The organism is Streptomyces sp. NPDC059003, from assembly GCF_042740445.1.
Classification (GTDB): Bacteria; Actinomycetota; Actinomycetes; order Streptomycetales; family Streptomycetaceae; genus Streptomyces.
The window spans coordinates 1-12,358 of the sequence record NZ_JBHYJH010000218.1 but is presented as its reverse complement, the minus strand read 5'-3'; the positions used below and the strand labels follow the sequence as shown (position 1 = coordinate 12,358).

Sequence of the window (12,358 nt, the reverse complement as noted above, 5' to 3'; positions counted from 1 at the left end):
GCCCCGCCGTCCCAAGGACGGCGGGGCCTTCCGAAGAGCGGGTCCAAGTCGCCCCGGGAGCCGCGGTCGGCGCGCGCTTACGCGGCCGAGGAGCTGGTGGAAGCCGTGCCCGACGACGACGTCGACGTCGTCGACTTGGAGTCCGAGGAGGAGCTCGACGAGCCCGACGACTTCGATTCCGTCGACTTCGAGGCCGAGGACGACGCCGGCGTGCTGCTCGACGACGAGCCGCGGCTGTCGTTGCGGTAGAACCCGGAGCCCTTGAAGACGATGCCGACCGCCGAGAACACCTTCTTGAGGCGTCCGTTGCAGCTCGGGCACTCGGTCAGGGCGTCGTCGGTGAACTTCTGCACCGCCTCGAGGCCCTCGCCGCACTCGGTGCACTGGTACTGGTACGTCGGCACTTGCTTCCTCCTGGCACTCTCACTCGATGAGTGCTAACGACGGTCCATAGTGACGTATTCCGCGGGTTCAGTCCACCGTCACCGGCGTCCGGTGACCGACGCCACGCGCGACGGTCCGCCCGCTGCCCTTCGGAGTGAGCCGCGAGCGCAGGGCGAGCAGCACCGCCAGGGCGAGCACGGTGCCGCCGAGGGGCACCAGGAATCCGGCGCCGTCCCAGAAGCGGTCCTCCAGCTGTCCGGCGACCGTGACGGCGGCCGCCTGCCCGAGGGCGACCGCCCCGGTCAGCCAGGTGAAGGCCTCCGTGCGGGCGGTCGGCGCGACCAGGCTGTCGACGAGCAGGTAGCCGGTGATCAGGGCGGGCGCGATGCAGACGCCGACGAGCAGGCCGAGCCCGGCGAGCAGCAGCACCGACTGGGCGGCCCACAGACCCGAGGCCATCAGGGCGAGCGCGGTGTACCCGACGACGAGCCGCCGCTGCGGGGACACCTTCCAGGCGATGGCGCCGCAGACGACCCCGGAGAGCATGTTGCCCGCGGCGAAGGTGCCGTACAGGACACCGTTCAGGCCGGGCTCGCCGATGGACTCCGTGAAGGCGGCCAGGGAGACCTGCATGCCGCCGAAGACGGTGCCGATGCCGAGGAACGTGACGATCAGGACGCGCACACCGGGGACCCGGAGCGCCGAATCGTGCTCCACGCGCGCGTGCCCGGCGTCCGCGCCCGAGGGCTTGGGCTGGGTGCTCTTCTGTGCCGCGAACAGCAGGCCGCCCACGAGGGTGAGGCCCGCCTCCGTGAACAGACCGGCGGCCGGGTTGATGCCCGTGCACAGCGCGGTCGCGAACAGCGGGCCGAGGACGAAGGTCAGCTCGTCGGTGACGGACTCGAAGGCGGCCGCGGTCTGCGCCAGCGGGGAGCCCTGGAGCTTGACGCCCCAGCGGGCCCGCACCATGGGCCCGATCTGCGGGGTGGACGCACCGGTGGGCACGGCGGCCACGAAGAGCGCCCACAGGGGGGCGTCGGACAGCGCGAGCACGGTGAGGGTGATGCCCGACGCCGCGTGCACGAGGACGCCGGGCAGCAGGACGGCACGCTGCCCGAAGCGGTCGGCGAGCTTGCCGCTGAAGGGCGCGAACAGCGCCATGGAGACACCGGTGACGGCCGATACCGCGCCCGCGGCGCCGTACGAACCGGTGGTGTGCTGCACGAGGAGCACGATCGAGATGGTCAGCATCGCGAACGGCTGCCGTGCGGCGAATCCTGGAAGCAGGAAGGTCCAGGCGCGAGGGGTACGCAGCAGTTGCCCGTAGCCCGGACGGGATTCGGTGACCGTGGACGCCACGGCCCTTGCCTTTCTGCTGCCTGGTAGCGCGCCCGTGCGGGGGCGCCGAGAGCTGTCCTCTAGCGTAGAACTGCGGTAGATACCGGGCTTTCCCACTGCGAGGGCGCCGCGGCCGCCATACGGTCGCGCCAGCTCTGCGTCAGGCAGAGTTGGTTCGATCAGTGTCGGTCAGTGTCAGTACTGCCCGTACCGGGATGGGCACGGACAAGGGTGTGCCTTCATCGTACAGGTGATGTGCAAGCGGCACCTGTGATTACGAGAAGTGAGACCCGCGACACCTGCGATTACCCCAACCCCTGTGGGGGCGCCTGATCCCTTGGCGGCGGACTGCCGCGCACTGCGGCGGACTGCTTTCGACGCCCTCGCGTCATGGATTCAGTTCCCGCCCGACGCCCCCTGGCGCCGTGCGGTCCCCGCATCACCCCTGCACGGACTCCGTACGGGCCCCCGCCCTCCGGACCGTGCTTGCGGTGCGTACAGCACCTGTAGCGCGTACGGCACCTGTAGCGCTGACGCGCCTATCTCCGGTCGGCCTCGCCCTGCGTCCCCAGCCATCCGACGAGCTTGCCGCCCTGTGCGACCGCGCGCAGGCGCTGCTCGGCCGCGTCGCGCACCGGGTCGGTCGCCACCACCAGGAGCTCGTCGCCCTGCCGCAGGACGGTCGTCGGCAGCGGTACGAAGGAGTTGCCGTCCCGCACGACCAGCGTGACCGCCGAGCCCGTGGGCAGGCGCAGCTCGTTGATCTCGACGCCGTGCAGGCGCGACTCCTTCGGTACGGGTACCGAGAGGAGATGGCCGCGCAGCCGCTCCAGGGGTGCCGACTCGATGCCGAGGTCGGAGGCGGCCCCGCGCTTGCCGAGCCCCAGCAGGGTCGCGAGCCCCGGCAGGGTGGGCCCCTGCACCAGGGTGTAGACCACGACGAGCACGAAGACGATGTTGAAGATCTCCTCGTTGTTCTCGACGCCGTTCACCATGGGGATGGTGGCCAGGATGATGGGCACCGCGCCGCGCAGGCCGGCCCAGGACATGAGGGCCTTCTCCTGCCAGGGCATCCGGAACGGCAGCAGGCTCACGAAGACCTCGACGGGCCGCGCCACCACCGTCAGGACGAGCCCGATGACCAGGGCGGGCCAGATGTCGTCGAGCAGCTTGTGCGGGGTGACCAGGAGGCCGAGCAGCACGAACATGCCGATCTGGGCGATCCAGCCGACGCCCTCGGCGAAGCCGCGCGTCGCGGGCCAGTGCGGCAGCTTGGCGTTGCCGAGGACCATCGCGGCGAGGTACACGGCGAGGAAGCCGCTGCCGTGGGCCATGGCGCCCGCGGCGTACGCGGAGACCGCGATGGCCATCACCGCGATCGGGTAGAGGCCGGACGCGGGCAGCGCCACGTGCCGCAGGCCGAAGGAGCCGAGCCAGCCCACCGCGAGACCGATCGCGGCGCCGATGGCCAGCTCCAGGGCTATCTCACCGATCAGCACGTACCAGTGGTCCACGGGCCCCGCCGTGGAGAAGGCGACCACGAGGATCACCACAGGGGCGTCGTTGAACCCGGACTCCGCCTCCAGGACGCCGGTCACACGGGAAGGCAGCGGCACCCTGCGCAGCACGGAGAACACGGCCGCCGCGTCCGTCGAGGACACCACCGCGCCGATGATCAGCGCCTGCCGCCATTCGAGCCCGACCAGGTAGTGCGCCCCGGCGGCCGTCACGCCGACGCTGACGGCCACTCCCACCAGGGCGAGGGACGCCGCCGCGGGGAGCGCTGGTTTGATCTCCTTCCACTTGGTGCCGAGGCCGCCCTCGGCGAGGATCACCACGAGTGCCGCGTAACCGATGACCTGGGTCAACTGGGCGTTGTTGAACGTGACGTTGCCTATGCCGTCCTGGCCCATGGCCACCCCGATGCCGAGGTAGAGCAGCAGGCTGGGCAGTCCGCTGCGCGAGGAGATGCGCACGGCGACGACAGCGACGAGCAGGACTAGGGAGCAGATGAGCAGAAGCTGATTGAGGTCGTGGACAGACAGGGGCCGATCCTTCCGTCGTGCGAACCATGATGCTTCGTTACGTTACCTAAGCTTTAACGCGCTCTTGACGCGCGCCCCCACGCCCCATCTATCCTGTCCGAACCTTCGTTCGATGTCGGTTTCCGACTCCGCGTCCGGGGCCGTCCCGCCCTGCGCCTATGGTTGCTCCAGCACTCCAGGACCCGCACAAGCCCAGCCCTGCCGCTCGCGAAGGACAGCAAGGACAGCGATGCCCTCCAACACCACCGCCTCTTCCGGCCGCAAGTCCGGCAGGAAGAAGGGGCGCCGAGCCCGACTGATCGTGATCGTCCTGGTCCTGGCCGTCGTCGGAGGAATCGCCTTCGGTGCGTACTGGAGCATCAGCACCGTCCGTGCCTCCTTTCCGCAGACCAAGGGCACCATCGAGCTCAAGGGCCTGGCAGGCCCGGTCGACGTCAAGCGCGACGGCAACGGCATTCCGCAGATCTATGCCGACTCCGCCGAAGACCTGTTCATGGCGCAGGGCTTCGTGCAGGCGCAGGACCGCTTCTGGGAGATGGACGTACGCCGCCATATGACCTCCGGTCGGCTCTCCGAGATGTTCGGCAAGGGCCAGGTCAAGACCGATGAATTCCTGCGTACCCTCGGCTGGCACCGGGTTGCCGAGAAGGAGTACGACTCCAAGCTCTCGCCCGAGACGAAGAAGTACCTCCAGGCGTACGCCAAGGGGGTCAACGCCTATCTCGACGGCAAGAGCGGCAAGGAGATCTCCCTCGAGTACGCGGCGCTCGAGTTCGAGAACGACTACAAGCCCCAGAAGTGGACGCCCGTCGACTCGGTGGCCTGGCTCAAGGCCATGGCCTGGGACCTGCGCGGCAACATGCAGGACGAGATCGACCGCTCCCTGATGACGAGCCGCCTCGGCCCGTCCCAGATCAAGGACCTCTACCCGGAGTACCCCTACGACCGGAACAAGCCGATCGTCCAGGAGGGTGCGTACGACAGCGTCACCAAGAAGTTCAACGGTGACGACGCCGACGGCACGGGCTCCCAGTCGGGCACCGGCGGCACCGCGAGTACGGGTACCGGTACGGGTACGGGTACGGGGACGGGTACTGGTACGGGTACTGGCACCGGTACGGGTACTGGTACCGGCACCGCGGGCACCGGCATCGCCGGCGGCGCCCAGCCTCCCAGCGGCCTCTCCTCGCAGCTCTCCGGCCTCTCCGACGTCCTCGACGAGGTCCCCGACGCGGGCCTCGGCTCGAACGGCAACGGCATCGGCTCCAACTCGTGGGTGGTCTCCGGAGCGCACACCATCACCGGCAAGCCCCTGCTCGCCAACGACCCGCACCTGGCGCCGCAGCTGCCGTCCGTCTGGTACCAGATGGGCCTGCACTGCCGCACGGTCTCGGCGAAGTGCTCGTACGACGTCAGCGGCTACACCTTCTCCGGGATGCCCGGCGTCGTCATCGGCCACAACCAGGACATCGCCTGGGGCATGACCAACCTGGGCGCCGACGTCACGGACCTCTACCTGGAGAAGTTCACCGCCGACGGCTACCAGTTCGGCGAGAAGGTGCTGCCCTTCAAGTCGCGCGAGGAGACGATCAAGGTCGCGGGCGGCAAGTCCAAGACCATCACCGTCCGCGAGACCAACAACGGCCCGCTGATCTCCGACCGCGACGACGAGCTCGTCAAGGTCGGCAAGAAGGCCCAGGTCGACGCGTCGGCCCCGGACCGCGGCGACGGCTACGGCATTGCGCTGCGCTGGACCGCGCTCGCGCCCGGCAAGTCCATGGACGCCGTCTTCGAGCTCAACCGCGCCAAGGACTTCGCGGACTTCCGCAAGGCGGCCCGCTCCTTCGAGGTGCCCTCGCAGAACCTGATCTACGCCGACACCAAGGGCAACATCGGCTACCAGGCACCCGGCAGGATCCCCACGCGCGGGAAGGGCGACGGGTCGCTCCCGGTGCCCGGCTGGGACCCGAAGTACCGCTGGAACGGCTACATCCCGCAGGACGAGCTGCCGTACGAGTACAACCCCAAGCGCGGCTACATCGTCACCGCCAACCAGTCCGTGGTCGACGAGAAGAAGTACCCGTACAAGCTCACGACGGACTGGGGCTACGGCGCGCGCAGCCAGCGCATCGAGGACCTGATCAAGGCCAAGACGAAGAACGGCGGCAAGGTCTCCACCGAGGACATGCGCCTGATGCAGACGGACAACAGCAGCGAGATCGCGCGCCTGCTCGTGCCCAAGCTGCTGAAGGTCGACATCGGTGACAAGCACGTCCGTGAGGCGCAGAAGCTCCTGGAGGGCTGGGACTACACCCAGGACGCCGACTCGGCGGCCGCCGCGTACTTCAACGCGGTGTGGCGCAGCATCCTGCAGCTCTCCATCGGCAACAAGCTGCCCAAGGAGCTGCGCGTCAAGGGCCAGTGCCTGATGGTGGAGCCGGCGAGCAACACCGGCCCCGCCGACGAGGACCGGCGGGTGCGCGAGTGCGGCCAGCGCGACGGGGACTCGGCGCAGCCCGACGGCGGCGACCGCTACTTCGAGGTCATCCGCAAGATCCTCGACGACGAGGACAACGACTGGTGGAAGACGCCGGGCACGCGCACGGACCGCGAGACCAAGAACCGCGACCAGCTGTTCGCGCGGGCCATGAAGGACGCCCGCTGGGACCTGACGGCCAAGCTCGGCAAGGACATCGACACCTGGAGCTGGGGCCGCCTGCACCGGCTGACGCTGAAGAACCAGACCCTCGGCACCGACGGTCCCGGCTGGCTCCAGTGGGTGCTCAACCGCGGCCCCTGGAAGCTGGGCGGCGGCGAGGCCACGGTCAACGCCACCGGCTGGAACGCGGCGGGCGGCTACGACGTCATCTGGGTGCCGTCGATGCGGATGGTCGTGAACCTGAAGGACCTCGACAAGTCCCGGTGGATCAACCTCACGGGCGCCTCGGGCCACGCCTACAGCGACCACTACACGGACCAGACGAGCAAGTGGGTCAAGGGCGAACTGCTGCCGTGGTCCTTCTCCAAGAAGGCCGTCGAGGACAGCACGAACGACACGCTGGTCCTCAAGCCCTGACGGGCACCCGACGGTGAAAGGGCCCTCCACGCACGCGTGGAGGGCCCTTTCGCGTACCCGGCCTCTACGGGGATGATGGGGAGGTGTCCGGCCTCTACGGAGAAGCAGGGTTACGGAGCAGCAGGGGTACGGGGAGAGCGGGGACGTCAGAAGCGGCGCACCCCCGACGGCGTCACCACCGCGTGCACTGGCCGGTCGTGCGTCTCCGCAGGCACCTGTTCCACGACCTCCGTGTCGTACAGGAGCACCACCAGGGCCGGGCCCGCGCCCGCGCGCTCCAGGCGGGCGAGCACCCTGTCGTACGACCCGCCGCCGCGCCCCAGACGCATCCCGCGCGCGTCCACCGCGAGCCCCGGAAGCAGCACGGCGTCGGCCTCCAGGACGGCGTCCGGGCCGAGCCGCTCGCCCGCGGGCTCCAACAGGTCCATCTTCCCGGCGTGTTGGACGCGCGCCAGGGAGCCCGCTCCGTCGTACGCCGCCCAGTCGAGGTCATTGTCCGGGAGGAGGGCGGGCAGCAGGACCCGGGTCCCGCGCGCGTGGAGGGTGTCGAGGAGGGCGCGGGTGCCGGGTTCGCCGCCTACGGAGACGTACGCGGCGACCGTGCGGGCGGTGGCCAGTTCGGGCAGGTCGAGCGCGCGCTCGGCGAGAGCTGCGGCCTTTTCCTCCACGTCATCAGGCGTCAACCGCCTTCTTACCGCGAGGATCTCTCCGCGCAACGTGCGCTTGATTGCCTTGCCGGAGCCGGGCTGCATCATGGCGAAGTCACAAATCCTTCCTATTGTGTGCAGATGTGGGCCAATATGCCGGAGCCACAGATTCCACACATAGCCACCGGATAAGGTGACGCCCATGACTGAGTCTCACCCCAAGATCACCAAGGCTGTCATTCCAGCAGCGGGTCTTGGCACGCGCTTCCTGCCCGCGACGAAGGCGACGCCCAAGGAAATGCTGCCGGTCGTCGACAAGCCGGCCATCCAGTACGTGGTCGAGGAGGCGGTCTCCGCGGGCCTGGACGACGTCCTCATGATCACGGGTCGCAACAAGCGCCCCCTGGAGGACCACTTCGACCGCAACTACGAGCTGGAGTCGGCCCTCGAGGAGAAGGGCGACGAGAACCGGCTCGCGAAGGTCCAGGAGTCCAGCGACCTGGCGACCATGCACTACGTACGCCAGGGCGACCCCCGAGGGCTCGGTCACGCCGTCCTGTGCGCCGCCCCGCACGTGGGCCGGGAGCCGTTCGCCGTGCTCCTCGGCGACGACCTGATCGACCCGCGCGACCCGCTGCTCGCGCGCATGGTCGAGGTCCAGGAGCAGCGCGGCGGCAGCGTCATCGCGCTCATGGAGGTCGCGCCCGAGCAGATCCACCTCTACGGCTGCGCGGCGGTCGAGGCCACCGCGGACGGCGACGTCGTGAAGGTGACCGACCTCGTCGAGAAGCCGGACGTGGCGGACGCCCCGTCGAACTACGCGATCATCGGCCGCTATGTCCTCGACCCCCACATCTTCGACATACTGCGCAAGACCGAGCCGGGCCGCGGCGGCGAGATCCAGCTCACCGACGCGCTCCAGCAGCTCGCCGCGGACGAAAAGGTCGGCGGCCCGGTGCACGGCGTGGTCTTCACGGGCCGCCGCTATGACACCGGCGACCGCGGCGACTATCTGCGTGCCATTGTCAGACTCGCGTGCGAACGTGAAGACCTGGGCCCGGACTTCAAGGCCTGGCTTCGCCGTTACGTCACCGAGGAGATGTAGCACTTGAGCAGCAGCGCGACGACGCACGACGACACCGGCGCCACGGACCGGGGCCCGGCAGGGGACCAGGTCTGGACGGTGGACGAGCACCTGGACGACATCCTCGCGACCGTCCGGCCGCTCGAGCCCATCGAGCTCCAGCTCCTCGACGCCCAGGGCTGCGTCCTCGTCGAGGACGTCACGGTGCCCGTCTCGCTGCCGCCCTTCGACAACAGCTCCATGGACGGGTACGCGGTGCGGATCGCGGATGTCGCGGGCGCGGGCGAGGAGTTCCCCGCCGTGCTCACGGTCATCGGCGACGTCGCCGCGGGCCAGGGCGAGCGGCCCACCGTCGGCGCGGGCCAGGCCGCCCGCATCATGACCGGCGCCCCGCTGCCGCCCGGCGCCGAGGCGGTCGTGCCCGTGGAGTGGACCGACGGCGGGCTCGGCGAGGGCCCCGTCTCCGGCATGCGCGCCCACAGCGCGGCCCCGGAGGGCGCCTTTGGGGAGGTGCGGGTGTACCGCCCGGTGACGGAGGGCGCGCACGTACGCGCGCGTGGCAGCGACGTGAAGGCGGGCGACCGCGCCCTGACCGCGGGCACGGTCCTCGGCCCCCCGCAGCTCGCCCTGCTCGCCGCCATCGGCCGCGGCACGGTCACGGTGCGCCCGCGCCCGCGCGTGGTCGTCCTGTCGACGGGCAGCGAACTGGTCCAGCCGGGCGAGGAGTTGGCGGACGGCCAGATCTACGACTCCAACAGCTTCGCCCTCACCGCCGCCGCCCGCGACGCCGGAGCGATCGCCTACCGCGTGGGCGCCGTCACCGACGACGCGGAGACGCTGCGCTCCACCATCGAGGACCAGCTGATCCGCGCGGACCTGCTCGTCACCACGGGCGGCGTCAGCGTGGGGGCGTACGACGTCGTGAAGGAGGCCCTGACCGCCATCGGCGACCCGGACGACGAGGAGGGCCTCGGGGCGGGCGGCGGCGTGGAGTTCCGCAAGCTCGCCATGCAGCCGGGCAAGCCGCAGGGCTTCGGCTCCATCGGCCCCGACCACACCCCGCTCCTGGCGCTGCCGGGCAACCCGGTGTCGTCGTACGTCTCCTTCGAGGTCTTCGTACGCCCCGCGGTGCGCGCCCTGATGGGCCTGCCGGACGTGCACCGGCCCACCGCCCGCGCCCGCCTGACCGCCGACCGGGCGCTGACGTCGCCCTCCGGGAGACGCCAGTTCCTGCGCGGGCGCCACGACGCGGCGGCGGGCACCGTGACTCCCGTGGGCGGCGCCGGATCGCATCTCGTCGCCGCCCTCGCCCAGGCGGACGCGCTGATCGTCGTCCCGGAGGACACCACATCGGTGGAGCCGGGCACCGAGGTGGACGTCGTGCTCCTGGGCTGACGGGCGCGCCGCGGGCGAGGCGGGGACAATGGACCCCCACCTCGGGTGGGGCGACAGCGGGCGACAGGCGGACGGTACGGTGTCGCGCACAGCAGGCCCGCACGCGCGCGGGGCCCGGACCGGGAGCGCCACAGCACATGAGCACGCAGCAGCGACTGACGCACATCGACGAGGCGGGCGCCGCCCGCATGGTCGACGTATCCGAGAAGGCCGTGACCGCGCGCACCGCGCGCGCGAGCGGCCGTGTCCTGGTCGCGCCGCGCGTGATCGAGCTGCTGCGCGGCGAGGGCGTGCCCAAGGGTGACGCCCTGGCGACGGCCCGTATCGCGGGCATCATGGGCGCCAAGCGCACCCCCGACCTGATCCCGCTGTGCCACCCGCTGGCCGTCTCCGGAGTGAAGGTCGAGCTCTCCGTCGCGGACGACGCCGTGGAGATCCTCGCCACGGTGAGGACGACGGACCGCACGGGCGTCGAGATGGAGGCGCTCACCGCGGTCAGCGTCGCCGCGCTCACGGTCGTCGACATGGTCAAGGCCGTCGACAAGGGCGCGGTCATCACCGACGTCAGGGTGGAGGAGAAGACGGGCGGCAAGTCGGGCGACTGGAGCCGGGAAGGGGCGCAGGCGTGAGCGAGGCAGGGCACCCGGAGCTCCCGTACCGCGCGCTCGTCGTCACGGCGTCCAACCGCGCCGCCGCCGGTGTCTACGCCGACAAGGGCGGGCCCCTGATCGCCGAGGGCCTCGCCGCGCTCGGCTTCGCCGTCGACGGGCCCCAGGTCGTGCCCGACGGCGACCCCGTCGAGCGGGCGCTGCGCGCCGGGGTCGCGGCCGGGTACGACGTGATCCTCACGACCGGCGGCACCGGCATCTCGCCCACCGACCGCACGCCCGACGTGACCCGCCGCGTCATCGACCACGAGGTGCCGGGCATCCCGGAGGCGATCCGCGCGTACGGCCGCGAGAAGGTGCCCACGGCCGCGCTGTCCCGCGGCCTCGCCGGGGTCGCGGGGCGGACCCTGATCGTGAACCTGCCGGGATCCAGCGGCGGCGTACGCGACGGACTCGCCGTCCTGGAGCCCCTGTTGGTGCACGCCGTCGACCAGCTGCGCGGCGGCGACCATCCGCGGACCGACGGGGGTGCGAGCTGAACAGCTCAAGCTGGCCCGTCGAGCTGACGGACGGTGACGTCGTGCTCCGCCCGATAAAGCTGCGCGACCAGCGTGCCTGGCGCGAGGTCAACCGGCGCAACCGCGACTGGCTGCGGCCCTGGGAGGCCACCATCCCGCCCCCGGCGCCCGGCGGCCCGGTCGCCCACCGGCCCACGTACCGCCAGATGGTCCGGCATCTGCGGGCCGAGGCGAACGCGGGCCGGATGCTGCCGTTCGTCATCGACTACCAGGGGCGGCTCGTCGGGCAGTTGACGGTCGCCGGGATCACCTGGGGCTCGATGTGCTCGGCGCACGTGGGCTACTGGGTGGACGAGTCCGTCGCGGGCCGCGGCGTCATGCCGACCGCGGTCGCCCTCGCCGTCGACCACTGCTTCCGCACGGTCGGTCTGCACCGCGTCGAGATCTGCATTCGCCCGGAGAACGCGCCGAGCCGCCGGGTCGTGGAGAAACTCGGATTCCGCGAGGAGGGCCTGCGTCCACGGTATCTTCACATCGACGGCGCCTGGCGCGACCACCTCGTGTTCGCGCTCACCGCGGAGGAGGTGCCGGAGGGCCTGCTGCGCCGCTGGCACCAGGCCCGGCCGCGGAAGACGGCCTGAGCCTGCGTCATGTGCCGTGACACGGCGTGATGCAGCCACTCTCATAAATGAAATACCTGTTCGAAATTGATCGGTGAGCGACCGTTAAATTCCCACCGTCGTAGGCCTGTTGATCGCACCAGTCACAAAAAAAGTTCGAGATATCAGCCAGATCGTGCGACACACCGGCCCAATTGGCGGATGGCCTCGACAAAACCCCTCTACCGTGTGAGGCGTGAGCAGCAGCGGCCTCTTCTACGCAGTCATCGTCGGGGCCTGGGCCGCCTACTTGGTGCCGATGTGGCTCCGTAGGCAGGACGAGCTCAATGAAGCCCGTCCGACGGAACGCTTCAGCACCGCCATCCGGCTGCTTTCCGGACGGGCGGGGATGGAGCGCCGATACGCCAAGGACCTGCAAGCGCGCTCGCCCGAGGAGGAGGAGTCGCGCGCCGACCCGGACGCCGTGACCGACTCGGTCGACGTCCGGGCCTTCGCCATGCCTCCGGAGCCCGAACCCGACCGGGCCGACCACGGGGCCACGCAGCCGTCCAGGCCCGCCGCGGACCGCGCCCGGCCGCCGCGCCCGGCCGCCGCGAGCGCAGCCGGCCGTGCCGCCGCCGCGCGCACGGCCGAGGCCGCCGCC

At 70.6% G+C, this 12,358-nt stretch carries 10 protein-coding genes and 1 pseudogene; 7 read left to right on the top strand and 4 right to left on the bottom strand.

Annotated elements, in window-relative coordinates:
- Window positions 1–77 precede the first annotated feature (77 nt).
- The 3 genes from ACFWZ5_RS40700 to ACFWZ5_RS40690 all read right to left on the bottom strand — a co-directional run bounded on the left by ACFWZ5_RS40700 (window position 78) and on the right by ACFWZ5_RS40690 (window position 3,767).
- On the bottom strand, window positions 78–404 hold the full coding sequence (locus ACFWZ5_RS40700; protein WP_384802979.1) for an FmdB family zinc ribbon protein: 327 nt from the start codon (window positions 402–404) through the stop codon (window positions 78–80).
- Window positions 405–471: 67 nt separating this feature from the next.
- Complete coding sequence (locus ACFWZ5_RS40695) at window positions 472–1,743, bottom strand: MFS transporter (RefSeq protein WP_384802982.1); 1,272 nt, start codon at window positions 1,741–1,743, stop codon at window positions 472–474.
- 518 nt (window positions 1,744–2,261) lie between these two features.
- Window positions 2,262–3,767: a potassium/proton antiporter gene (locus ACFWZ5_RS40690; RefSeq protein WP_384803000.1), complete on the bottom strand. Its 1,506-nt coding sequence runs from the start codon at window positions 3,765–3,767 to the stop codon at window positions 2,262–2,264.
- A 229-nt stretch (window positions 3,768–3,996) separates the two neighbouring features.
- Here ACFWZ5_RS40690 and ACFWZ5_RS40685 point away from each other — a divergent pair, with 229 nt between their 5' ends.
- Window positions 3,997–6,843, top strand: coding sequence for a penicillin acylase family protein (locus ACFWZ5_RS40685; RefSeq protein WP_384802985.1), 2,847 nt, complete (start codon window positions 3,997–3,999; stop codon window positions 6,841–6,843).
- A gap of 146 nt (window positions 6,844–6,989) precedes the next feature.
- Here ACFWZ5_RS40685 and ACFWZ5_RS40680 read toward each other — a convergent pair whose 3' ends face one another.
- On the bottom strand, window positions 6,990–7,598 hold the full coding sequence (locus tag ACFWZ5_RS40680; protein WP_384802988.1) for a 5-formyltetrahydrofolate cyclo-ligase: 609 nt from the start codon (window positions 7,596–7,598) through the stop codon (window positions 6,990–6,992).
- 94 nt (window positions 7,599–7,692) lie between these two features.
- On the opposite strand from ACFWZ5_RS40680, the gene galU reads away from it, so the two are divergent.
- The 6 genes and pseudogenes from galU to ACFWZ5_RS40650 form a co-directional block, all read left to right on the top strand.
- Window positions 7,693–8,595: a UTP--glucose-1-phosphate uridylyltransferase GalU gene (gene galU / locus ACFWZ5_RS40675; protein WP_384802991.1), complete on the top strand. Its 903-nt coding sequence runs from the start codon at window positions 7,693–7,695 to the stop codon at window positions 8,593–8,595.
- 78 nt (window positions 8,596–8,673) lie between these two features.
- A complete protein-coding gene (gene glp / locus ACFWZ5_RS40670) occupies window positions 8,674–9,969 on the top strand; it encodes a gephyrin-like molybdotransferase Glp (protein WP_384803003.1) in 1,296 nt (431 codons plus the stop codon).
- 137 nt (window positions 9,970–10,106) lie between these two features.
- Complete coding sequence (gene moaC / locus ACFWZ5_RS40665) at window positions 10,107–10,598, top strand: cyclic pyranopterin monophosphate synthase MoaC (protein WP_384802994.1); 492 nt, start codon at window positions 10,107–10,109, stop codon at window positions 10,596–10,598.
- Window positions 10,595–11,116: a molybdenum cofactor biosynthesis protein B gene (locus tag ACFWZ5_RS40660; protein ID WP_384802997.1), complete on the top strand. Its 522-nt coding sequence runs from the start codon at window positions 10,595–10,597 to the stop codon at window positions 11,114–11,116. Before moaC ends, ACFWZ5_RS40660 begins: the two co-directional genes overlap by 4 nt.
- A complete protein-coding gene (locus ACFWZ5_RS40655) occupies window positions 11,113–11,736 on the top strand; it encodes a GNAT family N-acetyltransferase (RefSeq protein ID WP_384803006.1) in 624 nt (207 codons plus the stop codon). Before ACFWZ5_RS40660 ends, ACFWZ5_RS40655 begins: the two co-directional genes overlap by 4 nt.
- Window positions 11,737–11,950: 214 nt before the next feature.
- Window positions 11,951–12,358: pseudogene (locus ACFWZ5_RS40650) on the top strand (hypothetical protein); the annotation flags it as partial.